Origin of the sequence: Dyella dinghuensis (genome assembly GCF_003977615.1) — a bacterium.
GTDB lineage: Bacteria > Pseudomonadota > Gammaproteobacteria > Xanthomonadales > Rhodanobacteraceae > Dyella_B > Dyella_B dinghuensis.
On the sequence record NZ_RYZR01000007.1, the window covers coordinates 171,561 to 196,818 of the forward strand.

14 protein-coding genes are annotated in these 25,258 nt (G+C 59.8%); 4 read left to right on the forward strand and 10 right to left on the reverse strand.

Features of this window, described 5'->3' with window-relative positions; all coding sequences use genetic code 11:
* Positions 1–105 precede the first annotated feature (105 nt).
* A complete protein-coding gene (locus EKH79_RS14650; protein ID WP_199754338.1) occupies positions 106–1,695 on the forward strand; it encodes a hybrid sensor histidine kinase/response regulator in 1,590 nt (529 codons plus the stop codon).
* Positions 1,696–1,956: 261 nt separating this feature from the next.
* Here EKH79_RS14650 and EKH79_RS14655 read toward each other — a convergent pair whose 3' ends face one another.
* The 9 genes from EKH79_RS14655 to pgmB all read right to left on the reverse strand — a co-directional run bounded on the left by EKH79_RS14655 (position 1,957) and on the right by pgmB (position 19,944).
* Positions 1,957–3,390 (reverse strand): sigma-54-dependent transcriptional regulator, encoded by a 1,434-nt coding sequence (locus EKH79_RS14655; protein ID WP_126674581.1) that lies wholly within the window; start codon positions 3,388–3,390, stop codon positions 1,957–1,959.
* Between the two features lie 79 nt (positions 3,391–3,469).
* The gene (locus EKH79_RS14660) at positions 3,470–4,534 is read right to left on the reverse strand and encodes an alpha/beta hydrolase (protein ID WP_126674582.1); all 1,065 of its coding nucleotides are present in this window, start codon (positions 4,532–4,534) and stop codon (positions 3,470–3,472) included.
* A gap of 46 nt (positions 4,535–4,580) precedes the next feature.
* On the reverse strand, positions 4,581–6,203 hold the full coding sequence (locus tag EKH79_RS14665) for a trehalase family glycosidase (RefSeq protein WP_126674583.1): 1,623 nt from the start codon (positions 6,201–6,203) through the stop codon (positions 4,581–4,583).
* Positions 6,204–6,362: 159 nt separating this feature from the next.
* Positions 6,363–8,618: a glycoside hydrolase family 65 protein gene (locus EKH79_RS14670; RefSeq protein ID WP_126674584.1), complete on the reverse strand. Its 2,256-nt coding sequence runs from the start codon at positions 8,616–8,618 to the stop codon at positions 6,363–6,365.
* A gap of 2 nt (positions 8,619–8,620) precedes the next feature.
* Complete coding sequence (locus EKH79_RS14675) at positions 8,621–10,435, reverse strand: tetratricopeptide repeat protein (protein WP_126674585.1); 1,815 nt, start codon at positions 10,433–10,435, stop codon at positions 8,621–8,623.
* Between the two features lie 25 nt (positions 10,436–10,460).
* A complete protein-coding gene (locus EKH79_RS14680; protein ID WP_126674586.1) occupies positions 10,461–12,707 on the reverse strand; it encodes a glycosyl hydrolase family 95 catalytic domain-containing protein in 2,247 nt (748 codons plus the stop codon).
* 45 nt (positions 12,708–12,752) lie between these two features.
* Positions 12,753–14,018, reverse strand: coding sequence for an MFS transporter (locus EKH79_RS14685; protein ID WP_233590336.1), 1,266 nt, complete (start codon positions 14,016–14,018; stop codon positions 12,753–12,755).
* A 272-nt stretch (positions 14,019–14,290) separates the two neighbouring features.
* Positions 14,291–16,855: a TonB-dependent receptor gene (locus EKH79_RS14690; protein WP_126674587.1), complete on the reverse strand. Its 2,565-nt coding sequence runs from the start codon at positions 16,853–16,855 to the stop codon at positions 14,291–14,293.
* A 68-nt stretch (positions 16,856–16,923) separates the two neighbouring features.
* Positions 16,924–19,944, reverse strand: coding sequence for a beta-phosphoglucomutase (gene pgmB / locus EKH79_RS14695; RefSeq protein ID WP_233590337.1), 3,021 nt, complete (start codon positions 19,942–19,944; stop codon positions 16,924–16,926).
* A gap of 278 nt (positions 19,945–20,222) precedes the next feature.
* Between pgmB and EKH79_RS14700 the strand changes: the two genes are divergently transcribed.
* A complete protein-coding gene (locus tag EKH79_RS14700) occupies positions 20,223–21,185 on the forward strand; it encodes a LacI family DNA-binding transcriptional regulator (RefSeq protein WP_126675033.1) in 963 nt (320 codons plus the stop codon).
* A 21-nt stretch (positions 21,186–21,206) separates the two neighbouring features.
* Here the strand turns inward: EKH79_RS14700 and EKH79_RS14705 are convergent, their stop codons facing one another.
* A complete protein-coding gene (locus EKH79_RS14705) occupies positions 21,207–22,826 on the reverse strand; it encodes a sensor histidine kinase (protein WP_126674589.1) in 1,620 nt (539 codons plus the stop codon).
* 286 nt (positions 22,827–23,112) lie between these two features.
* Between EKH79_RS14705 and sucC the strand changes: the two genes are divergently transcribed.
* Both sucC and sucD read left to right on the forward strand, forming a co-directional pair.
* Entirely contained in the window at positions 23,113–24,273 is a 1,161-nt protein-coding gene (sucC, locus tag EKH79_RS14710; protein WP_126674590.1) for an ADP-forming succinate--CoA ligase subunit beta, read from the forward strand.
* Between the two features lie 14 nt (positions 24,274–24,287).
* Positions 24,288–25,166 (forward strand): succinate--CoA ligase subunit alpha, encoded by an 879-nt coding sequence (sucD, locus tag EKH79_RS14715; protein ID WP_126674591.1) that lies wholly within the window; start codon positions 24,288–24,290, stop codon positions 25,164–25,166.
* Positions 25,167–25,258: the final 92 nt, after the last annotated feature.

Below are 25,258 nucleotides of genomic sequence, written 5' to 3' on the forward strand. Positions count from 1 at the left end.
TTTCGCGGCGCATTGGCGTGGGTGTGCGAAAACCCGTCTTTTGGCCTCTTCCCCTCGCAACGCATTGAAATATGATGGGTGTGTTGACCGAGAAGGCCCAAGGGGATGCCGGACAAGTCCAACCATCAGAGATTGCTGCCGCGTATTCGCATATTGCAGGTAGAGGACAGCCCGCTCGACGCCGAGCTGGTACTCACCGAATTGCAGGCCGACGGCATCGACTACGACGTCCGTTTGGTCGATGACGAGCCTGCGTTCGTCCTGACGTTGCAGCAATTCAAGCCCAACATCGTGCTCTCGGACCTGAGCATGCCGGGCTTTTCGGGTCAGCGTGCGCTGCAACTGCTGCGCGACCAGAGTGTGGATATTCCTTTCATTTACGTCTCCGCCACGTTGGGCGAAGAGGCCGCCATTGAAGCGTTGCGCGAGGGCGCGACCGATTACATCCTCAAACAGAATCCTGCGCGCCTTGCCAGCGCCGTACGTCGTGCCATGCGCGAAGCCGAGGAAAAGCGTGCACGTGCACGTGCCGAGGCGGAACTGATTCGCGTACAGCGCTTCGAAAGTCTGGCGATGCTGGCGGGCGGCCTCAGCCACGATCTGCGCAATCTGCTGCAACCGTTGTTGCTGGCGGGCGACAGCCTGCAGGACTACCAGAACGATCCGCGTCTGGCGCGCCTGGGTTCACTCGTGCGCGATTGCGGCCGGCGTGGCATCGAGATGGTGCAGTCGATGCTGTCCTTTGCACGCGGCGCACGTCGTGCGGAACAGGTGAGAGTGCGCGCGCTGACCGATGCGCTTTCATTGCTTTTGCAGGGAAGCGTGCCGCGCACGGTGCATCTGGACATCGAGGTCAACGATCCCGAACTCTGCTTCGAAGGCAATCACACCGAGCTGCAGCAATGCCTGCTGAATCTTTGCCTCAACGCCATCCAGGCCATGCCCGACGGTGGCATCCTGCGTGTGGCCACGCGGAAAGTGCATCTGGACGATGCGTTCTTCGAAGAGCATGAAGAAGTGATTCCCGGCGACTACGTACGCCTGATCGTCAGCGACACCGGGCAAGGCATGAGCGAGGACGTTCGCAAGCGCCTGTTCGAGCCCTTCTTCACCACCAAGGAAAACGGCACAGGGCTCGGTCTGCTTTCCTGTCGCCGCATTGTCGCCAGCCATAACGGCACCATGCGCATCGATAGCGTTTTAGGCGAAGGCAGTTGTTTCGAGCTCTACATTCCGCTTATGCAACCGGCGATCGATACGTCCACGCTCGTCGAAGGCGATGCGACGTTGAACGGCAATGCCGAGCATGTCTTGCTGGTCGTGGAAGAGGCCGGACAGCTCACGCTACTGACCGATACGCTCGATACGTGGGGTTATCAGGTGCACGCCAGCCAGAGCGGTACCGCGGCATTGCAATGGATCGAAGCGGTGGGTTTGCCGGATCTGGTCGTGATGGATGCCGACATGAGTCTGTTCACGGGCGAGCGCACGCTGGCGGCGCTAAGTCAGCACGGCTATCACAACGCTGTATTGCTGCTGTGTCGCGCCGACGATTCTCCGGCGGCGGACAAGTTTGCGGTGCCGGGCCGACTGCGCCGGCTCAACAAGCCGGTGAGCACGCGCGTGTTGTTGGAAACCGTGCGCGAAATGCTGCGTAAGGATGAGTCGGATCGTGTGAACGGCGAGCCGAATTGACGGACTGGATTGAGCAAGCACGCAAGCAGTCACGCGCAACATACTTACTAAAGTGGCTCCTGAGCAGCGACCATCCGCAATAACTCGCAATCCGCTCCCTCCCCTACGTGTAGTAGGGGAGAGCTGGGGTGGGGTGAAGTCGTCACGCTTGCGGCAAGCTCGCGCAACCCCTCCCGAACCCTCCCCTGCATACAGGGAAGGGAGCACATCTTGAGTAGTTGGTTTCTACGTCGCTAATCAGCAAAGACGTCGAACGAGCTCTCAATCGATACCAAGCTTCTTCAGCTTGTAACGCAGCGCGCGGAACGTGATGCCGAGTTTTCGTGCAGCAGCCGTCTTGTTGTAACGCGACTCTTCCAGCGCTTTCATGATGGCCGTGCGTTCGAGATTGCTGATGTAATCGTCCAGCGGCACTTCGCCTGAGGGCGGGTGCGCAGGTTGGCCGGCAGATGGTGGTGCGGCATGCCCACCACCCATCCCCGCGTGATGTCCATGCATGGATGGTGCAGCTTCCGCACCCGGCCTGGGTTGGCGCTGCGGCAACATCAGATCGCTGACGTCGATACGGTCGCCGTCGCACATGGCCACGGCGCGTTCCAGAATGTTTTCCAGTTCGCGCACGTTGCCCGGAAATTCGTAACTCTCCAGCGCCTGCCGTGCTTCCGGCAGCAGACGCACTGGCGTGCCGCCGCTTTTGTTGGCCAGCTGCTTGAGAACGAAGTCCGCTAGCAGCGAAACGTCGCCGCGGCGTTCGCGCAACGGCGGAACGCGCAGCTCGATCACGTTGATGCGATAGAAAAGATCCTGGCGGAACTGGCCCTGATCGACGAGCGCCGCGAGATTTTTATGCGTGGCGGAAAGAATGCGCACATCCACCGCAACTTCTTCGCGCGCACCGATCGGGCGTACGGCTTTTTCCTGAATCGCACGCAGCAGCTTTACCTGCATGTGCAGCGGCAGTTCGGCCACTTCGTCCAGGAATAGCGTGCCGCCGTGAGCGGCCTGGAACAAACCTTCCTTGTCGGCCACGGCACCGGTAAAGCTGCCTTTGCGGTGGCCGAAGAATTCGCTTTCCATCAATTCCGACGGAATGGCGCCGCAGTTCACCGGCACGAACGGACCGGTCGAACGCGGTCCCAGTTCGTGAATCAGGCGAGCGACCAATTCCTTGCCCACGCCCGATTCGCCGGCGATGTACACCGGCGCCTGGTTGCGCGCGAGTTTGCCGATCGTGCTGCGCACTTGCTGCATGGTCGTCGAATCGCCGATCAGACGACTACCCGAGCCTGTCGCAGCTGCGCCGGCACCGGCGCCAGAGCGCTTCTCTTCGGCCAGTTTCAGGGCCGTGCGCACCATGCGGCGCAGCATCTGGATATCGACGGGCTTGGAAACGAAGTCGAACGCACCGGCCTTGAGCGCGGTGACTGCAGCATCGACGTTGCCGTAGGCCGTGATCATGGCCACTGGCGTGTCGGCGTACTTCTCGGCGATCAGCTCGATCAGTTCCTGGCCGCTGCCATCGGGCAGGCGCATGTCCGTAAAACAAAGGTCGTAGGTGTGCTCGGCCAGCGCGGCTCGCGCTTCTGCCACCGTACCGACGGCATCGACTTTGAGGTCCATGCGTCCAAGCGTGATGGTTAGCAGCTCGCGAATATCGCGTTCGTCATCGATGACCAGAACGGTCTGTTGGCTCATGATTCACGGGGCGGGTATGGGATGCCGTTCAGGATACTCGCCGCGCTTGCAAGTGGTAAAGCGCGGCGTGCCCATCACCTCAATGCTCGAGGTGGCGTAGGAAGAAATTCACGATTACTTGATATGCCTGTTTCGACTCGGGCAGTTCGGGATCGGAGAAGAAGGAGTGCCACATACCCTCCCACACATGCAGTTCAGTTTTTGCGCCGGCTTGATCGAGCAACTCCTGGCTGGCTATCACCGAACTCATGGTCGAGTCGCGGGTGCCCGTAATCAGTAGCGTGGGCGGAAACTTGGCCAGCAGCGCCGGGGAAAGTCCCGGAAACACCAGCGGATCGCCGGCTTTGGCGCCATGGAAATAGGGTAGATCCGCGAAACCCAAGAGATGCGCGGGCACGCCCTGGCCGTTCAATATGGGGGCGACATAGGCGGAATCGCCCGACAGCTCGACTACTGAACCGCAGAACGTCCCGATCGCGCCCGGAACCGGCACTTTGTCGGTGATGAAGCGCGCTACCGCTTCCCCAGTGAGAAAACCGCCGGCCGAGCAACCGTAGATGCCGATTTCCTCGGGTTTGTATTGCTTGAGCAGGGCGCGATAGACCGCCTCCACGTCGTCGCTGGCGGCCGGGAAGGTGTGTTCAGGTCCTTGCCGATAATCGACCGAGATCACCTTGATCCGGCCGATGCTCGCGATGGGAATGGATTCGACCAGCGCACCGCTGTGCGCGCCCCACAGAAATGCACCGCCGTGCAGATTCACCAAGACGCGATGCGCGTTTTCGGGTGCGACACCTTGTGCCGGCAACACGACATCCGCGCCCACACCCGCAATCGTTTCGCTATGAATCTTGACCGGATAGATCTTTTCCATGCGTGCAGCGCGATCGCTGTTCAGGCGGTCGTAGAAAGCGCGGCTGTCCGCGATGGGTCCATTCAACGGCGGCGCTTTGCTACCTGCGGCTAGCATCTTTGGAAAGAATGCGCGCGCTTCGGGCGATGCGAGGCTTGAATAAGGCACGCTGACTGCTGGCGATGTCACGGTGCCATCCGGTGTCACGCCGGGCGAAGCGTTTTGTGCAAATGCCGATGCGCCGATCACGCTGCAACACAGCGCAATGATGGAGCGGTGTAGTGCGCGCATAACGTTTTCCTCAAAGGTTTGTTCGCGAATTGCTACTGAGCCTGCATTACTTATCCGCAGGTACATGCGTTGCCGTGCTGCCATCGTTGCTATTCAATATCTGCTGCATCTTCAGATACACACCGTTGGTCCAGCCGAAGCCAATCACGTTCTGCGTGTAGCCGGCGCTGACTTTCACGTCGGCATTGCCAAGCAGCATGTTGTATTTCTCGCGAATGGTGCCGTCTGCCGCAAAGCTGCGATCGATCGTGGCGTTGAATTTTGCGGCAATACGACGCGCATCCTCATGGAAGCCGTAGGCATCGAGCCCCGCTACGGCAAGCCAATTGGTCGGTGCCCATCCAAAAGGGCTGTTCCATTGCGTGCCGCTGGGCTGGTTGTCCATCGCCAGACCGCCCTTGAGTTCGAAGATGGGAAGTTTGCTGCGCACCGACGCAGCCTGTTGCGCAGACGCGGCGCCCGCCCACAGCGGATAGAACGTGGTGAGGTACGGCGCGTCAGAGGGTTTTCCTGCGACAACGTCGTAATCGCGATACATGCCAAATTCGGGACGCCACAAGTACTTGTTCATCGCATCCTTGCGCGCAGCCGCGGCTTGCGTCCAACGTTTCGCATCATCGGTTTTGCCGAGCTGTTGTGCGAAGTCGCGCAAGTCGAGCTCATAGCGATACAGAAGACTGTTGAGACTGACGTCGGCGTAGTGATGTGTGGAACCGCCGAACGGGCCGTAGTGGGAATTGGTATCGAACCCGGATTCGCGCATGGCGCGATCGCCGTGGTAGTAGTCGGCAGTGAGGCGATAGCCATCCACCCAGTTGCCCAGGCACACTTTCGAGGCGTGCACATCGCAACTTTCATCCTTCAGGCGCGCCGCTTCGGTGTCGTCAGGATGTTCGGAGGCTTTCAACAGATAGCGAGGGTTTTGTGATGGATGGGCGATCAGCCACTTGATCACGCCGTTATAGAAAGAACTGTCTTGCGCTTCGAGTACCGGGCCACTGCCAAGATCGTAGTAACGCGCAAGTCCCGTGTTGCCTGCCTGATGTTCCGGACGCGTCCATATTTCGTAGTTGCGCACGGCCAACGGATAGGCGTGTTCCAGCCACGCGTGTTTCTCCGCGTCGCTATGAAAACTTGCCGGGTCGTGCATGACGGCCGCCATCATCGCGCTGAGGAAGGGTGGTTGCGAACGGCTCAGGTAATAGGTGCGGTTGGCGTTGAGTACGCCGCCGTAATACTGCACTTCAAACAGCGCGTTGTCGGTCATGTTGCGCGCCAGATCGGTGCGGTGATCGGCGATCAGTCCCAACAGGATGAAATAACTATCCCAGCCGTACATCTCGTTGAAGAAGCCGCCCGGCACGATATACGGATGCGGGAGGTAAAGCAGTCCCTGCACGGGAAGCTTGGTTGCATCGACGTCGCCAAGTTGCTGGATGACGGCCGGCAACGTGCGTATGTCCACATTGCAGCGCTTTTGTACGTCAGCGATCTCGGCGGGTATCGGAAATTGCGCTGGGACATACAGCACCGGGCGTGTTGTCACCTTGGTGTCGACCAAGGATGCGCAATCGCCCATGGAGCGCGTCAGCGTCGTCCATGCCTGATCGATGTAACTGCGCGTTTTTGCAGGGTCAGGCTGGGCGGCCGAAGCGGTGGATGTCAGCATGGCGCAAAGCAGTAGCGTAGCGGTGCGTGATCGTAGAGATGATGCATGGGTTGGGCGACTCTCAATGGATTTGAAGTGTTGGGTCGTTTTCATGGAAGTCCCTCATCTGGTGTGATCGACATATCCGTATGTTGCACGTCGATCCTGTGTTGCCGTTCTTCAAAGCAAAGTGCGCGTCAGCGATGCGTTGCCCTGTGCATCGCGCTTGACGGTGATGTCGTAGAACTGGTTGCGAAAGCGGATGTGCTTGAGCGTGAAGGATGACCATTGCGACGGCAGCACAGGTGGATAAGCCTGTTGGAGACCCTGTTCTTCAATCCGCAGCCCCGTAAAGCCGTACACGATGTTCTGAATCAGGCCGCCGCTGGCCGTGGCGAAATAGCCCGTGTTGTTCGTCGCGGTTTCGGTGCGTACATTGAAAGGCGCTTTCAACACGTTCGCCGTGACGTTGCGTTCGAACCATTCGCTGGCATCACGCGCATCGCCCGCTGTCGCTGCTGCGATGGACATGGGGGCGAGCCCCATGCTGTTTGGATCACGATGCGATCGCTCGATGGGTGCAATTGCGTACGCATAATCGCGGCGACGCACGTCGGCATTCATCGGGACATCCAGCGAAGGGTAGGAAAGCATCGGCAAGGAACTACCACCCCATGAATCGATGTCGTGCGCAACAGATGGATCGAAATCCAGGTGATGGCTATCCGCGTTGTCGTAAGGGATGTAAAGCCCTTTCGCGACAACCGCCCAATGCGGATCGGACTTGTCTCCGACAACCGCAGCAGCTTGCGTGGCGATGTCGAGCGCTTTGCGAGCGGACGCGTTGGTGAACGTGTCATTTGGAACGTCGTTGTAATCTTCATCGACCGACGTGACGTGCTGAATCTCGTAGCGCTGCTTTGCAGGTACGTAGATCGCGCGACTCGCCCAGAAATCGGCGACTGCCTTGATGACGGGCCAGCCATGATGGACGAGCCAGTCGCGGTCATGCGTGGCGAGGTAGTACTGCCATTGTGCAATCGCGATGTCCGCGTTTACATGGATCTCGCGTTCGTCGAGTATCCACGCGAAATGCGGTGTCTGCGAACTTCCGTTGTCCGGGTCAGCCTCCCACGGATACATCGCGCCACGCCATCCGCGCTTGCTTGCACGCTGTTGTGCCTGTGTCAACGTGCTGGCGCGAAACATCACCAGCGATTTTGCGCGTTCGGGATGGAGCAGGAGCAGGGCGGGGAAGACCCAGGAATCGCTGTCCCAAAAGATATGACCGGTATAGCCGGGTGTCAGGCCGCATGCGCCAATCGGCCATGCGGTGTCGGGCGTCGAGTTGGAGATCAAATAATAAAGATCGGAGTGAACGATCTGTTGCGCTTTCGGATCGCCATCGATGGTGATATCCGATTGCCATAGCGTATGCCATGCATGTTGGTGATCGGCCAGAACGCGATCGAAACCAGCCGTCCGAGCATTCGTCGCTAGTGTCAAATCCTGCTTGGCATCACCGCCCCAGCTGTCGCGTGAGACCGCAACGTATTTCGTAAAGGTATATGTGGTGCCCTTGTGCACATCCATCTGGATGTTTAGAGCCACGCGGTAGTCGTCCTTATAAAGCTTGATCGCACTGGCGCGAACACCTTGCGGTAGCGCCACCGCAACGGCTTCAGCCATCGTGGCACCTTGCTCGGCTTTGCCATCCAGCCACAGCGTCAGCGCACGCGTATCGCCACCGGCGTTCAGCACGTGCGTGTCGCCGTGATACCAGAGCGGTGCACGGTCCGGCGTGGCGGGTGGAATCGGCTGCAGCTTCAGATTGTTTGCCGCAACGGCTTCCTGCATTTGATCTCCCGTCATCTCCGCAAGCGGAAAGCGAGGTTTGTGCGGCGCCCAGGGATTCAGCGCGAAAGACAGATCCACCGTGCCGTCGAAATCGGGCGTGATCGACAATTGATTGACCGCAAGATGCGGTGACGCCTGACTGACGAATGTCGTCACCTCAATATCGGTGGACTTCTTTCCATCGACATAGCGATAGTGTGTCGTAAGCACACCGTTGTACATGTCCAGCGTCTGCTGATAGTTCTGGAATCGCGACGTCGTGATGTCGACCTGATTGAGCCAGAACTGTCCCGCCTGCGAAGGACCGGTGCTGTAGTCGATCTCGTTCCATCCGGGAATGGCGGCGGGACGTGAGACATCGCCTTTTGCGTAGTCCATGAAGGCAACCATGTAGGCAAGATTGCCGCCGGTGCCGCGCACGTCGGTCATCGTGGAAAAGTAACCGTTCGCGAGCTGACCGGGGAAATACGCATCGAAATCCTTCGATGTGGCGGTGAGCAAAAAGCTTGGATCAGTCGCGATGCACAGTGGGCTGACAAGGAGCGCCAGGCACGCAAGCATGGGGCGCGACGTCTTCATGCCTAGGGCTCCGGCACCACGTCGAAGGCCACCGTCAAACGGGCCTTGTCGCCGTGGAAAGGCACCGTGCCGTGCCAGAAATACGAGGGAAACAACACCAGCCTGCCTGGCTCGGGGCGCACCACGCCTTGGGCGTGCAAAGGCGGTTCGGTGACGATGCTTGGTTCACCAAATGCGAGGCACCCATCTTGTGTGGACGCTTCTGCCATCCCATCAGGCAGGTCGACGTAGAACGCAGAAGATATCCAGCCGCGCGGATGCACGTGACTGGCGTGGTAACCCGCACTGCGCAAGCGCACCGACCAACCTCCATTGAATCGGTACGCTCCGCGATTGCGTCGACGCAAAGGATCGCGGCCGTTGCCGATGAAACCCATGTAATCGCGGATCGGTGCGTCGAGGGCTTTGAACAAAGCCTGGATGACCGGGTCGGCTTCGCGCGTGAGATCACCGGTGGTTTCCGTACCATGACGCAGCGATTGAAACAGCAACGGATGACCGTGCGGATTGTGCAGGCGTTCGAGGCTTTGTTTCAGATCGCTTAGGAAGCTCGGTAAATCCGGCCAGGGCGACGGTGCTTGCAACAAGTAAGGGCGCACCAGTTGCGCGTAATCGCAATAAGCGTCGTAACGCGCATCGCCAAGCAACCGCCACGCGGTCGTTTGCAGAGCAATCAGGTATTGATCATCGGGCGAGCCGGACAGCAACGCTTCGCAATAGCTGAGTGCTCTGCGTGCATCGCCGGTACCTAACAAGGCGGCGGTCAACAGATTTTGCGGCGCGGTGGCGGCAGGCGATCGTTGCAACGCGCGTTCTGCCAGTGCCAGTGCGATCGCCGGGTCGAATTCCAATGCAGCCAGTCCAGCACGTACTAGCAGAGCGGGCGTTGCCTGCGCACGCGCAACCGGAGCTTCAAGACACGCATAAGCACCGCGTGCATCGCCAGCGCCTTGCAATAAGGCGGCTTTCGCCGCGAGCAATGCTTCGTCGCCCTGGAATGCCTGCAAGGCATGGTCGAGTGTCGCGGTGGTCTGCGCGCTATCGCCCGTGCGCATCCATACCAGCCGTGCAAGATGGTTGTGCGCGTCGATATGGCGCGGTTCCTGGCGCAGGCATTCGCGCAGGGACGTTTCTGCACGCTCGAACTCACCCAGCGCAATCTGGCTGTTTGCATGAGTGAAATAGACGGCCGCTGTCTTGTGACCCCGCGCGAGCGCGTGATCGGTGGCACGCTCGGCTTCGGCATGCTGGGACGTTGCTGCCAAGGCAATCGCCAGTGCGTGCGCGACGGCCGGGTTGTCGGGCGATATGTCCGCAAGCTGGCGATAAAAGGCGACCGCTTCGCTCTGGCGCCCGAGTGAGGCGAGTGCAGCGATATGCTGCGTGACCAGCTCCGCCGGTGCTTGTCCGGAAGCGCACAGCGGGACGGCGATGGTAAGCGCTTCGGCAGGGCGCTGGTGATCGTTGTAGTATCGCGCAAGCAACAACGCCGCGTGCGGCATGCGCTGCGACGCGCGTTGCAGTAGCGGTATCGCTTCGTCCGGACGCCCGCTGTTCAACAGCAACTCGCCGAGCGTTGCCAGCGAAGGTGCCCAGCCCGGGTCGGCAGCGACGGCTCTGCGCAATAGCGCTTCCGCACCGTCTGCATCGCCAAGCGCCAATCGAACGCCACCAAGTAGGCGCAGCGCTTCGGTGTAGTCGGGATGTTGGTCGACGATTACTTGAAGCCGATCGTGCGCGCCGCGAAAATCGCCCGTTTGCAGCAGCGCGCCAACTTGCCGCATAGCATCGATAACAGGGGGCGATAGGTTGGACATCGGTTCGTGTGGTTTGCAGGAATGGTTATAGCGGTTGGCGAGTCAGTTGTGCTTTGCCCGACGCATCGCGTTGGACCGTGATGTCGTACAGCTTGCCGCGGAAACTGACATGCCGAAGCGTCAGCGACTTCCACGATGGCGGAAGTTGCGGCGCGTAGGCAGCGTCCAGACCCTTGTCATCGATGCGCAGGCCGGTGAGACCATACACCATGCTCTGCACGAAACCCGCCGACGTCGCGAGGATGTAGCCCGCGTTATTCGCCACGGTTTCGGTGCGCACGTTGAAGGGCGGTTTCAGGAATCCGGCGAGATTGCGCTGAATCCAGTCGCCGGCCGATTTTGCATCGCCCAGTTCCGAGGCGCCGACGGCGAGCATCACCATCATCATTTCGTTGGGATCATCGCCGTGGACTTTCAGCTCGTGTAGCTGGAAGTCGAAGTCGTTGCGCCGAACGGTGTCGGACATGGATAGATCGAGGTTGGGATACATCAACCACGCCAGCGATGAACCCATCCAGGTGATCTTGTCGTGCGGCACCGATTCGTCGAAATCGAGATGACGCTGCTCCTTGTCCAGGAACGGCACATACATTTTCGATGCGATCACCGACCACTTCGGGTCAGCCGGCTGTCCGACGAGTTTCGCCGCTTCGATGGCAATCAGGAGTGCCTTGCGTGCAGCGGCATTGGTGAAGGAATCATTCGGCACGTCGTCATAGGCTTCGTCAGGCGACGTGACATGCATGATTTCGTAGCGGTCTTTCGCTTGGTTGTACGTCACGCGGCTCGTCCAGAACTCGGCGACGTCGTGAATCACCGGCCAGCCGTATTGCTTGAGCCACGCGGTATCGTTGCTGGCGAGGTAGTACTGCCATTGCGCGATGGCGATATCGGCATTGACGTGGATCTCGCGAAAAACACCGTACGCAAAGTGTGGCGTGTTATCGACGCCGGTTTGCGGGTCGGCTTCCCATGGATACATCGTGCCCTTGGCACCGTACTGGATCGCGCGCTCGCGCGCTGGCTGCATGGTGCGGCTACGGAACATCACGATGGGTTTGGCGCGATCCGGATGCAATAAGAGCAATGCGGGAAATACCCAGGAATCGCTGTCCCAGAACGCGTGTCCTGCATAGTTCGGCGTGAGTGCGCATGCGCCCATTGGCCATGCTGTACCAACGGTTGTGTTGGAGAGCAGGTAATAGAGGTCCGAATGGATCGCTTTCTGTACCTGCTGATCGCCGTCCACGACGATGTCGGATTTCCACAACTCGTGCCAGGCGGACTGATGCTTGTCCAGCAGCGCGGTGAAGCCGGTTTGACGTGCTTGTTGAACCAAGGCGACATCGTCTTTCGCTGCGCCACCCCAGTCCTGTCGCGACGCGGCGATGTATTTCGTGAACGTGTATGTCGTGCCTTTTTTGACCTTGGCAGTGATATGCAACGACAGAAGGTTCGACGTCTTGTCGAGCTTTACGCTATCGGCCGATAACCCAGCGGGCAGCGCGATAGCTGCTGCTTCGGCCATGCTGAGGCCTTGCGCGGCACGACCATCGAGCCAGAGCGTGAGTTGCCTGGTATCGCCATCGCTCGATTGAATCTGCGTATAACCCGGATACCACACCGCGGCGCGGTCAGGCGTGGGAACAGGCTTGTTGTCGAGATTCTGCCCGCTCGCAATCACGGCTGCGATCATCTGATCGCCCGTCATGCTGCCAATCGGAAAACGCGGTTGATATTCGGACCACAGGCGAATCGGGAATGTGAGTTCGACCTCGCCATCGAACTGCGGTGTGAGGGAAATCTGCGTTGCCGCAAGATGCGGATCGGCCTGGCTGACGAAGGTGACGACCTGTACGTCGGTCTGTTTGTTTGCATAGTCGAAGCGATAGCGCGTGGTGAGCGTGCCATCGTGCATGTCCAGCGTCTGCGAATAATCGGCGAAGATTTTCTTATCCAGACGCGTGGCGTTGAGCCAACCGCCGCCGGGGTTGTAATCGATCTCGCTCCAGCCGGGAATCGCAGCGGGGCGCGCAATGTCGCCCTTGCTGTAATCCATGAAGGCAACCATGTAGGCGCGATCGGGTTCCGTCCCGCGCGGTGACGTCATGGTGGAGAAGTAACCGTTCGCCAGATAGCTGGGAAAATAACTGCCGAAGTTGTCGGCGGTGCCCGTAAGCAGAAAGCTCGGATCGGTCGCGCCGAACGCGCTCGCAGTAGATCCGCAGAGGGCGAGAAACAAACCAGTCATGCCCAGGTGGCGCAAAGTCATGGAAACTCCAGCGTTGATGCGTCGCACGTGCCTATCTTGCCGACGCTATTTGGCGATAAGCCGCGTAATGGAAGCCGTCGCGTGGCCGATGCGGTCGGTTTCTCGCTTGAAGAGGAACAGGGTGATCAGGATCAGCAGCATCGGGACGAGCGAGAAATAAAACGCGTGAATGCCATCGAAGCGCGAAAAGACGATGGCGGTAATGCGTGAGCCTAGCGTGCCGCCCAGCGCGGAAAAAATCACGATGAGACCCGTCATCGCTGCATGCGAAGGTTTAGGCAGCGAACTCAGCGCTACCGAATTGATGACGGGATAGATCGGCGCCATCAGCAATCCGATCAACGGTATCAGGTAGGCAGCCATCGGCGCATTGAACCAGCCGACATTCGCGCGCGCCGTGACGCCGTGCGCCAATGGCAATGTCAGCATCACTAACAAACCCATGCCGACTACGCATAGATTCAAAAGGGCATACCAGGGCATACGACGCAGTACCTGGCCCGCAGCGATGCGACCCACTGCCGATGCGGCGGCAAGGATCGTCGCCAGCTGAATACTCATGGTGTTGGGCAATTTGAGAATTTCGTTGTTGAACGTCGGCAGCCAGGTGCTGAAGCTCTGTTCGATCAATACGTAAAGAAACGCCGACGCGAGAAAGACATAGACGAGCGGGCGCAGGAACAAATGCACCATCTCCATCAGCGAGCCGCGTATCGATTTGGTTTCTTTCGTTCGCGCCGCGGATTCATCGAGTTGCGAGGTGGCGAGCAAGACGATCACCAGCACGCAGATCGCCGCAAGCACCCAATAGACATTCAACCACGATGGATTGGCTGGCGCATCGCGGTCGACAAAGGCACTGAACAGGAAGCCGGCAATCAGAACGCCTACCATGAAGAGACCTTCAATGGTGTTGGTGAGGCGGCCATGCTCGCTTCGGTCGTTCGTCAGAAGGCCGATCGATGAATAAACGGACACCTTGGTCAGCGCGAACGAAATGCCGACGCAGGTGAAAAGCAATTCGGTGGTGTGAAAACTGGGGTACAGCGGCATCAGCACACATGCGCACGCGACGATGGCGAGCGCAGTCATCATGGAGCGACGGTAACCCAGCAATGGAAGAAACGACGCGACCAGAAACGACGTGATCGCAATCGGAAGATCCTTGAACAGTTCGAGCAGGCTTGCCTGTGGCTTGTCGACACCGAAGGTGTAAATCGATTGCAGGATGACCGTGCCGACGCTATTGAGAAGAATCGCGAAGACCATGTAGATCAACGCCAGCGCAGCGATCATGCGAAATCGATTCATGGTGACCGGCATCTTAGAGGTGGTCCTGCTTATCTTCCTCTCCCCATCGGGGAGAGAACCGAGGTGAGGGGCCAATCTTGCGATCAGCCTCCATCAGAGCACGCCTTGAATCAACCTTGCGCAAGAGCCGCCCCCTCATCCCAACCTTCTCCCCTAGGGGGAGAAGGGGCATACGCGAAGGGCCGTTCATAAAGTCCATGGCCGGGTGCTTTCACACCCGGCCATGGGTGCCCCAGGGAGGGGAGGGCGATTAACACTGGAGCAAACTGTGATCAGAAGTTGTATTTGATCTGGCCTTGAACCTCGCGGCCCATGATGGAGCGAGCCAGAATCACGCCGTTGGTGCTGGCAAAGCCGAACAGGCGGGCGTTGCCTTCGGTGATACCGATCTGATTGGTCAAGTTGGTGCCGTTGATGCTGTACACCCAATGCTGACCGACATTGGCGGCCAGGAAGAGGCTCAGATCGTAGTAATTGCCCAGCGGCTGCTGTTCGATCAGGTCGCCGTAGCGGTTGCCCACGTATTCATACGTGATACCTCCGCGCAGGCTGCCCCAGCTGGTCGGCAAGGTATAGGCCGGCGTGAGGCGGAACTGCACGCGAGGCTGACGCTGTAGCACTTTGCCATACATGCTGGCGAAGGCCGTCGCACCCGACTGCGTGGTGTATTCCTGCAAGCCGGTGTTGGAGTAGTAACCGTCCATGTAGTCGCCACTCAACGTTACCGTGAAGTGCTCGAACGGCTTGAACGTCGTCGACAGATTCACGCCCTTGGTGTTGCTGCCGTAGAGCAGCGTGATCTGTTGACCCTGCGGATCGGTATAGGTGTACGGCACGCCGTAGAACAGGCGATGGTAAGCACTCACATCGAGATAGACCCAGTCCGACTGGTACTTGAAGCCAATTTCCTGGTTGTGGATCTTCTCCACCGGAACGCTGTTGGGATATGCGCCGCGCAGATCGTCAAAGCCAGGGAAGTGCACGCCGTCGTTGAGTCGCACGTAGGCACTCATGTTCGGCGTGAACTCGTAGTTGGCACCGATCGTCCACGATGGAGCGGTCTTCTGATACTTGATGTAGTTCAGACCGGGCGCGAGGACGCTCGAGCCATTGTTGTACAGCGTGTACGGATTGTCGTCGAGATCTTTTGTTGTGTTGTTTTGAATACCACCGCTGGCCCGTTCGCGTTCGTCGCGGATACCCGCATCGAACAGCCAGTTGCCCAGCTTCCATGTGTCAGTCAAGAAGAACGCCGTGTTGAAGCCATTCCAACGCTCATAGAGCGCGTACGTCGGTCCGCCGACGAAACCTTGATTGCTGCTTAGCTGATACGTATTGGCGCCGTCGGCGAGGTCGACCACGATCGGGTTCGGGTTGCTGACTGCCTGCAGCAACATGTTGTTGCCCAGGTACCAGGTGTCGTGATCGTTGTAGACCGTGGTGAAGTTACCCACAGTCAGCGTGTTGCCTTCAAATAGTTCTTTGCTGATGTGGAATTCGTTGCTGATTGCGGCGATGTCCTTGTGGACGTACCACAAGCCCTGCGTGGTGACGTTCTGGTTCAGGCTTGCCGGTTGGCCATTGGTGTAGGTAGCCGTAACCGGAAGGCCGGCCGGCAACCCATCGGCAGCTTCCGCGGTGGATATGTAATTACCCAATGTGGTCGGATTCGCACCAGTGCTGAAGAACGAGATGGTGTTCATCTGGCCGCCGGTGAAATTCAGCTTGTCCGACAGCGACCAGCCGTTACCGAAGTCCCAGTCGAAGTTGCCGCCGAACATGTGGATGTCGGCGCCGCGGCCCTTGGCCAGGTTTACCGGAATGCCACCGGGCGTGCAGCCGGCGGTATAGCAAGGCGTGGTCTGGATAGTTTCATATTGATCGGCTTTGCTGCTAAACGTGCCGTAAAGCGGATTGAATCCGGGGTAGGCGGAAAAATTGCCTTGGCTCGGATTGAGAATGGGCGTATCCGTCACGAATTGGTTGTGATCTTTGAGCGCGCGCGCATAGAACATCAGCGAGCCGCTATCCCAGTCGCGCGTCAGCGTGGCAGCAAGCTGACCACCCTGGTCGGCGGTGAATTGCGGGTCGCGATAATCATCGCGGCGCCACCAGCCGCCGATGCTTCCGTACCAGTTGTTGGCGATCTTGAAACCGAGGAAACCGTCGATGCGCTGCAAACCATCGGAGCCAGCCGTGTAGCCAATATCACCGGACGGTACGTCGGTACCTTGCTTCTGGATAAAGTTTGCCGTGACGCCCGGCTGGCCGGTGCCATACAGCACTGCAGGGCCGCCCTGCACGATTTCCACGCGATCGATCGTGTCGTCGGGAATACGCGTCAATGACGACTGATCCAGGAAGGACAGAGCCATCGGATAGACCGGCGAACCGTCGATCTGGAACGTGACGTAAGGTGCATCGCCGCCACCCGGGAAACCTGCGACTTCGATATTCGCACCCGTCTGGCCGCCGGACGATTCCGGATACACACCCGGCGACTGCTTCAGCAGGTCGGCGGCGCTGATCGGATTGGCTTCCTTGATCTGCTGCGAGGACAGCGAAGTGATCGAATACGCGGCATCGATCTTCTTCACGCCGCCGAACGTCGCGGTGCCGGTCACGACGACCTGTTCCAGCGTCGAGGCGTTTTTCGCGTTTGCAGCTTGCTGTGCACCGGGGCTCGCCGGCGGCGTGGCGCTGGCAGGTGCCGTTGTGGTGGTCGAACTTTGAGTGGGCGTTGTCTGACTGGTTTGCTGCGCATACACGGTGCCGGACATCAGCGTGGCCGCGATCGCCGCTGGTAGTGCTAAACGAGTTAAAGACTTGCTGTTCATCGATCGTTCTCCCCAAACGGTTTTTGTAGATGTTCGCGTGGCGCAAACCACGTCTGCTGTTGGCCGCTCTATGTCTTGAACAAGCTGATGTCGAACGCGGCAACGTTCGGCAACAGCACGTCTGCTCCGGCCAACGCTTGCGCGTGACCAATTCCCACCGCTTTCATTCCGGCTGAGTGGATGCTGGCAATGCCTGCCGCGGCGTCTTCCACGCCAAGGCATTCGCTCGGTGCCAGACCGAGGCCGCGTGCGGCGGCAAGGAAAATTTCTGGATCGGGTTTGGCGCGGCCGATGTGATTGGCGTCGACTACGTAGTCGAAAAGATCGGCGATGCCGAGCCGCTCCAGCAAAAGCGATGCATTGCGGCTGGCGGACGCCAGTGCCGTCTTCATACCCGCATGGCGTACCGATTCGATCGCCTTTCGCGCACCCGGCAGCAGGTTCTGCGGGCCGAAGCGTTCGATCTGTTCGCGGTAATAGGTGTTTTTGCGTGTAGCGAGCGCTTCTTTTTCGGCTTCGGAATACGTGCGCGCCGATTTCTCGAGAAGAATATCGAGCGAGCCGCGGCGATCCACACCTTTCAAACGTTCGCCGACGCTATCGTCGAACGGAATACCCGCCTCCGACGCCAGCTTTTTCCAGGCCGCGTGATGCACCACGGCGGTGTCGGCGATGACACCATCGAGATCGAAAATGACTCCCTTCAACGTTGGCGACGGTAATGCAGTAGCTTGCAGCGGCATGCTGACGGTCTGTCCCGGGCTCAGTACCAAAAGCTTTCCGTGATGCAGAATTTCCGTGGGCGTACCTTCGCGCAAGACGTAGTCCACACCACTTTTTGTGACGGACACGCGAATGTGACTGTTCCGCCAGCGAATGCCGAATTGATAGCCGCGCCATGCAGCGGGAAGCGTGGGCGCGAAAGACGGGCGTCCATTCACTGAACGCATGCCACCAAATCCCCATGCGAAGGCGAGCCAACTGCCCGCCATGGCAGCCATGTGCACACCATGTGATGTATTGCCATGCAAGTTGTCCAGGTCCACGCGCAGTGTGTCGAGGAAATACTTGTACGCCTTGTCGGCATAGCCAACTTCCGAGGCAACGATGCTGAATGTGGACGCCGACAGCGTGGAATCGTGCACGGTGACGCCTTCGTAGTAATCGAAGTTGCGTCGCTTGCTGTCTTTGTCGATGGCGTTGCCGGCCAGCACAAACGCTTGCAGCACATCGGCCTGCTTGCAGACCTGATGGCGATAGATGGTGAGCGGATGCAACTGCAACAGCAACGGACGATGACCGTGGGTGCTGTGTTGGGCAATCGCGAGCCGGGGCTTGTCGAGAAAATCGTCGTCCTGCGGAAAAATGTTCAGCGCAGGATCGACCGGCAGATACATCGCGTCCGCAGCGGACAGCCACGCGGCGATTTCTTTTTCCGACAGATGGATGGACGCGGCGATGCGCGCGAATTCATCCGGATGGTCATTCGCCAGCTGCGCAGCAACCACGGCGGCGTAACGCAGATGCTGTTGCGCCATGTGGTTGGTGTAGTAATTGTTGTCGACCAGTGCGGTGTATTCGTCCGGACCGGTGACCTGGCAAATGCAGAAGGCGTTGCCACGGCGCGGGTTATAGCTGCCGGCCTGCATCCAGATGCGCGCCATCTCGAACAGCACTTCCGCGCCGCCGTTGACGAGCAGGCCGGTATCGCCGGTTGCGTCGACATAAAGCCGTATCGCAAACGCGATGGCGCCGTTGATGTGGTATTGCGCCGAGCCGGACGGGAAATACGCGGAACATTCGTCGCCGCTGATGGTTCGCCACGCATATAGCGCGCCGAGCGGGTGATTCATTTCGCGTGCGTGAGCACGCGCGCGATCCAGCGTATTCACGCGGTATTGGAGCATGCTGCGCGCCTGCTCCGGTGACGTGAGCGCCAGCACAGGAAGGATGAAGGCTTCCGCATCCCAGAAATAATGACCTTCGTAGCCTTCGCCGGTGAGGCCTTTGGCGGCGGCGCTTCCGCTGCCGTCGCGTCCGGTCGACTGCAACAGATGGAATAGATTGAAGCGCAGCGCCTGTTCGATGTCGGGGGCGCCGTCAATCGACACATCGGCTTCGCGCCAGAAGGTGTCGCAGGCATTGGCCTGGTCCGCGCGATGGGCATCGAAGCTTTGCGACAGTGCGTTTTCCAGCGTTGCAGCGACGTGGTGCAGCAGCGCTGTTTCCGTGTCCTTGCCTTCCGGCTGGCTCCACGCGTAGGCGACGTACTTTTCCAGCACCACGCTGTCATGTGGTTGCATGTCCGCGGTGTAATGCTGCTGCACGCCTTGCCCGTCTTCGATGATCGCGCGTACGAAATGCAGGCCCTGCGCAATGCGATGACGTTGCCCGCTGGCGAGCCGGATATGGCTGTTGCGCGTGCGTTGGCAGATCGATGCGAGCGTCTCGTCGGTGTCGGAGGCAGTGATGCTCAAGCCGCCTTCGATGCGTGCGCCGATACGCGGATCGTCGCCCTGTGCGGCGGCGACGTTATTGGCGACCAGGGCCGATTCCAGTGTGATGGGGCCACTGTAATCAATAGAGGTGACGCGAAAGCGGATGCACACGAGGGAGTGCGTGTGCAGGGGTACGATCCGCTCCGCGTCGAACTGCAAAGTCACGCCGGTGGGAGAGCGCCAGTGCAGTGTTCGTTGCAGGCAACCGGCGCGCAGATCGAGCGTCTGCTCGAACGACAGCCATTCGCCTTCGTTGAGATCCACCAGGGTTTCGCCAAGACGCACACCAATGCGGGTGCCGTCGGGGACGGGCACGCGCGTGTCCGTTGTTCGGGCGAAGCCGGGAAAACGTTCGTGATATTCGATCGGGGTGCGTTCCCACACGCCGGTAAGAAAGCTGCCCTGGGTCGGACTGCGGCCTTCTTCGAGGCCGCCGCGTACGCCCAACGTGCCGTTGGCGAGCGCAAACAGACTCTCGAGCCTGGCTTGCTCGCTTTCGGTCGGGCGATGCGCAATCACCATCCGCCAGGGATCAATCGATGCCTGGCGAGCCGTGTCCGTGGCGTGTGATGGCACATCGTGGCTGAGCACGCTTTCTCCCCTTGGCATTTTCTGCTTGGTCTTTTCGTGGGCCTGGAGGGCCTGTCGGGGCCGAGCATAAGAGCGAATGATATCGATATCAAGATATCGATATCATTGATGCAGAGCACCATTTGAAGCCAACGACAAGGAAGGGTGCCGGGCGTGCAATTGGACGTCTCGACGGCCACAGGCCACACTTGCCCAGCATCGCCCACTGTCATTCGAAGGTCTGCCGCTTGACGCACACCAAGAAGAAACAACCTGTCGCGCCACGAGCCAATCTGACCATGGCGGATCTGGCCGAGCTGGCGGGGGTCTCCAAGATCACGGTTTCCCGTGCGCTGAGCGAAAGCCCGTTGGTGAATGCCGAGACGCGCGAGCGGGTGCAGGCCCTGGCGCGCAAGCACGGCTACAAGCTCAACGTCAGTGCGCGCAATCTGCGCTTGCGGCGCAGCCATACCGTGGCGGTGATCGTGGAGATGAAGCCGTCGTCCGGGCGCACGATGTGGGATCCCTATCCGCTGTCGCTGCTCGGCGGTATTTCGCAAGAACTCACATCGGCCGGTTACAGCGTTCTGCTCACCACGCGGCAGGGCGCTACCGATGCGCCGGTGCAGGCGGCGGACGGTATCATCCTGCTGGGTCAGGGTGCGCACCAGGATGCGGTGCGTTTCTATGATCGGCTCGGCATGCCGATGGTGGTGTGGGGTGCCGCTGAGCAGGGTGGCGATAACCATATCGTGGTCGGTAGCGATAACCGCCAGGGCGGCATCAGCGCGGCCGAGCGCTTCGTTTCCATCGGACGCCGCCATCCGGTGTTCATCGGCAATCCCGACCACCCGGAGATGGCGCAGCGCCTGTTCGGATTCGTCGACGAGCTGGCCAACCACGGCATCAAGCCGCTGTTGTTGCGACGGGCGGAATTTACGCTGGAATCGGGCATCGAAGCGGTGCGTTCGTTGTCGGACCGCAAAGTCCGCTTCGATGCCATTTTTGCGTGCAGCGACTTGCTGGCGATGGGCGCGATTCGCGCGCTGGTGGAGTTGGGTCAGTCGGTGCCGAACGATGTATCGGTCATTGGTTATGACGACACGCCGCTGGGCGCGAGTTTTCTGCCGCCGTTGAGTACCGTGCGGCAGAACTGGCAGGAAGGCGGCGTGTTGCTCGCACGCAAGGTGCTCGCGCAGATTCATGGACAGACGGTGCAATCGCAGATGATGGCGACGACGTTGGTGGTGCGTGCGACCTAAGGGTCGTCTTGCTTCGTCAACTTATGTGGTCGGTTCGATGCGCACAGGCGGTGTCAGTACCAACCTGAAACAGCTTCCGCCGCCCGCTACGCGCACATATTCCAGTACGGCCTGATTGGCTTCCGCCATTTGCCTGGCGAGGTAAAGCCCCAGGCCTGTGCCGTATTCATGCGTGGTGTAAAACGGCTCGAAGATTTGCGCCGCTACCTTCGGTGCGATACCAGGACCGCGATCGATCACTTCCAGAATCGGTACGCCATGTTCGCCGTGCCGCACTACCACCATCACACGCGCCGGTTCGCCGGGCATGCGTCCATAACGCAACGCGTTCTGCACGAGATTCCAGATCACCTGCTGCAATTGCTGCGGATCGGCGACAGCGGCAACCGGAGCAGGACTGTTGTCGATCACGCGCAGCGAGTCGGCGCCCAGATCGTTACCTTGCCGGTATTCCTCGACAAAACTGTGCGACCAATCGCCGAGATTGAGTGTCTCCGGACGCGAACGTTCGCGCCGCGACAACTGCAGGATATTCTCGATGATTTCGTTCAAGCGGCTGCAGTGATTGTTGATGATTTCCACCATGCGCAAGTCGGTGGGATTCATCTCAGTCGATTCGGCGAGCAGCTGTGCCGAATAGCGAATCGCTGCGAGCGGGTTGCGAATCTCATGTGCGATCGATGCGGAAAGCCGGCCCAGCGAACTGAGTGTCAGCTCTTCTGCGCGGCGCGACACGAGTGATGTGTCATCGAGGAAGATCAGCACCAGCGAATCGTCATTCGGTGCCAGACGGCTGAAACGGGGCACCACTTCGGGCATGCCATCGGCAAGTTGTGTCGCGGTTTCGTCCAGCTTGCCTGAGGTAATCCAGTGATAGAGGCGGCGCGACAACTCCGGCGCCACGCGGCCCAGGTCGCGCTGATCGGACGAAGGATTACCCAGCAGCATCCACGCCGATTCGTTGATCTGGTGAATGCGGTTTGCATCGTCCACCAGCAACACGCCGGTCTTCATGCGGCGAATGATCAGCTCGTTGACCTGCGCCAGATTGACCAGGTCGATGCTGCGTTGCTCGGCCAGCGCTTCGCTCGCGCGCAATTGGCGGCCGAGCACATTACACAGCACGACGATCGCGAAATAGGCCATGCCGAACAGGCCCGATTCGAGAAAGTCTCGATCGTCTGCCGTCGCGAGATGCGGCAGATTGAGCAGTGCCCGACCAAGCACGCCGAGTGTAGCGAGCGCAGCCAAAAACAATGCCAGTCGCAGCGGCAGCAACAACGCGCCTGCCGCGAGGTTTACGGCGAGCATCATGGCAATGCCGATACGCGCATCGTTCATGGCGGAAATCGCCAGGACAGCGGCGACGATGTCGACCAGCAGCGTCGTGAGAATTGCCAGCCAGCCGAGCGTTCGTGTCACGTGTGTGACAGACACAATCGCGATGGCGAACAGCACAAACAGCACCGCGACGATGCGCGCGAGGCCGGCGTTGTCCAGGTGCGGCCAACCCACACCGATCGGCGTGAAGGCGAGTCCGACGTAAACCAGCGCCTGCGCCAGCCTGAAATAATTCAGGAACAACAATTCGTGGCGCGTCGTGGTGCTGTTGGCGGTATCGGTCAGCGCGCGATTGGTCACGGGTCGTGGCACTCGGCAACGGGGAGGCGGTTCAGTGTATCGGGAGCGGAGCCGCACCCGCCATGGGTGGCGCCTACGAAACCTTTTACGGCCAAGGACTTGGGCTGCCCCTTTCCATCGGGTCCGCCTGCTGCGAAAATACCGGGCCGTATTGCGCGGTTTACGTCATGTCGATGCATGGCTGCAGCGCACTGCACGCCGGCAGTGCCGTATCACCGCCGTTATTCCCCGCCTGTGCTGATGCCACCGCGCAGGCCTTGTCTTCCCCATTCACTCGAGGTATCGAATGAATTTCCACGAGTACCAGGCTAAAGAGCTGTTCGCGCAGTACGGCATCGCCGTGCCGCCGGGCAAAGTCGCCAATTCCCCCGACGCAGCCGTCGATGCCGCCAAGCACCTGGGCGGTTCGCAATGGATGGTCAAGGCCCAGATCCACGCAGGCGGTCGCGGCAAGGCCGGCGGCGTGAAGTTCTGCAAGAGCCTGGATGAGGTGCATGCCGCCGCCAAGGGCATGCTTGGCAAGAACATGGAAACCTACCAGTCTGCCGGCCGCGCGCTGCCGGTGAACCTGGTGCTGGTGACCGATGCCACCAACATCGCCAAAGAGCTGTACCTGTCGATTCTCGTCGACCGTGACAGCAAGGCCGTCACCTTCATCGCCTCCAAGCACGGCGGCGTGGACATTGAGCAGGTCGCCAAGGAAACGCCGGACGACATCCACACCATCGTGGTGGACTTCATCGAAGGCCTGCAGCCCTACCAGTGCCGCCAGCTCGGCTTTGCGATGGATCTGACCGCCAAGCAGGTGACGCAGCTGACCAAGATCATGCTGGGCCTGTACAAGCTGTTCAACGAGAAAGACCTCTCGCTGGTCGAGCTCAACCCGCTGGCCATTCTCGAAGACGGCAACCTCGCCGCGCTCGACGGCAAGGTCAACTCCGACGACAACGCCGAGTTCCGTCATCCGGATCTGGCGAAAATGCGCGACCTCACGCAGGAAGACGCTGCTGAAGCGGCCGCCGTGCAGTACAACCTCAACTACGTGACCATGGACGGCAACATCGGCTGCATGGTCAACGGCGCAGGTCTGGCCATGGCCACGATGGACGTGATCAAGCTGGCAGGCGGCGAGCCGGCCAACTTCCTCGACGTCGGCGGCGGCGCGACGAAAGAGCGCGTCACCGAAGCGTTCAAACTGATTCTTTCCTCCGACAAGGTGAAGGCCATCCTGGTCAACATCTTCGGCGGCATCGTTCGCTGCGACCTCATCGCCGAAGGCATCATCGCCGCGGTGAAGGAAGTGGGTCTGAAGATTCCGGTGGTGGTGCGCCTGCAGGGCACCAACGTGGAGAAGGGCCGCGAACTGCTGGCCAACTCCGGTCTGGCGATTACGCCGGCTGACGATCTCAACGACGCGGCGAAGAAAGCCGTGGCCGCCGCGAAGTGAGGAGCATCTAAGTCATGAGCGTTCTCGTTAATAAAAACACCAAGGTGATCGTGCAGGGCTTCACCGGCCAGCAGGGCACCTTTCACGCCGAACAGGCGATCGACTACGGCACCAAGGTGGTCGGCGGCGTAACCCCGGGCAAGGGCGGTACCGAGCACATCGGTCTGCCGGTCTTCAACAGCGTGGCCGAAGCGGTCGACGAAACCGGCGCCGATGCGTCGGTGATCTTCGTGCCGCCGCCGTTCGCGGCGGATTCGATCATGGAAGCGATCGACGCCGGCGTGCGCGTTATCGTCACCATCACCGAAGGCATCCCGGTGCTGGACATGCTGCGCGTGAAGAACGTGCTGGCGCAGCATCCGGAAACCGTGCTGATCGGACCGAACTGCCCCGGCATCATCACCCCGGGCGAATGCAAGATCGGCATCATGCCGGGCCACATCCACAAGCCGGGCAAGGTCGGCATCGTCTCGCGCTCCGGCACGCTGACGTATGAAGCCGTGTTCCAGACCACCAACGAAGGCCTGGGCCAGTCCACCTGTATCGGTATCGGTGGCGACCCGATCAACGGCCTGAGCTTCATCGACTGCCTGAAGCTGTTCCAGGACGATCCGCAGACCGAAGGCATCATCATGGTCGGCGAAATCGGCGGCAGCGCAGAAGAAGAAGCCGCTGAGTTCATTGGCGAATACGTCAAGAAGCCGGTGGTGTCCTTCATCGCAGGCGCGTCGGCTCCGGCCGGCAAGCGCATGGGCCATGCCGGCGCCATCATCTCCGGTGGCAAGGGCACGGCGGCTGCCAAGTTCGCGGCGCTGGAAAAGGCTGGCGTGACGACGGTGAAGTCGCCTGCCGACCTGGGCAAGACGCTGGCTGGGTTGTTGAAGAAGAAGTAATCCTTGTCGCTTCGGCGATAGTCAAAGGGCCGCGGAAACGCGGCCCTTTTTTTGGCTTTTTTTGCCGTCATTCCAGCGGAGGCTGGAATCCA

What these genes read in the sequence shown, in the direction of transcription:
- EKH79_RS14650 (WP_199754338.1), top strand. Translation starts at nt 106, where the DNA reads ATGCCGGACAAGTCCAACCATCAGAGATTGCTGCCGCGTATTCGCATA.
- EKH79_RS14655 (WP_126674581.1), bottom strand. Translation starts at nt 3,390, where the DNA reads ATGAGCCAACAGACCGTTCTGGTCATCGATGACGAACGCGATATTCGC.
- EKH79_RS14660 (WP_126674582.1), bottom strand. Translation starts at nt 4,534, where the DNA reads ATGCGCGCACTACACCGCTCCATCATTGCGCTGTGTTGCAGCGTGATC.
- EKH79_RS14665 (WP_126674583.1), bottom strand. Translation starts at nt 6,203, where the DNA reads ATGCTGACATCCACCGCTTCGGCCGCCCAGCCTGACCCTGCAAAAACG.
- EKH79_RS14670 (WP_126674584.1), bottom strand. Translation starts at nt 8,618, where the DNA reads ATGAAGACGTCGCGCCCCATGCTTGCGTGCCTGGCGCTCCTTGTCAGC.
- EKH79_RS14675 (WP_126674585.1), bottom strand. Translation starts at nt 10,435, where the DNA reads ATGTCCAACCTATCGCCCCCTGTTATCGATGCTATGCGGCAAGTTGGC.
- EKH79_RS14680 (WP_126674586.1), bottom strand. Translation starts at nt 12,707, where the DNA reads ATGACTTTGCGCCACCTGGGCATGACTGGTTTGTTTCTCGCCCTCTGC.
- EKH79_RS14685 (WP_233590336.1), bottom strand. Translation starts at nt 14,018, where the DNA reads ATGAATCGATTTCGCATGATCGCTGCGCTGGCGTTGATCTACATGGTC.
- EKH79_RS14690 (WP_126674587.1), bottom strand. Translation starts at nt 16,855, where the DNA reads ATGAACAGCAAGTCTTTAACTCGTTTAGCACTACCAGCGGCGATCGCG.
- EKH79_RS14700 (WP_126675033.1), top strand. Translation starts at nt 20,223, where the DNA reads ATGGCGGATCTGGCCGAGCTGGCGGGGGTCTCCAAGATCACGGTTTCC.
- sucC (WP_126674590.1), top strand. Translation starts at nt 23,113, where the DNA reads ATGAATTTCCACGAGTACCAGGCTAAAGAGCTGTTCGCGCAGTACGGC.
- sucD (WP_126674591.1), top strand. Translation starts at nt 24,288, where the DNA reads ATGAGCGTTCTCGTTAATAAAAACACCAAGGTGATCGTGCAGGGCTTC.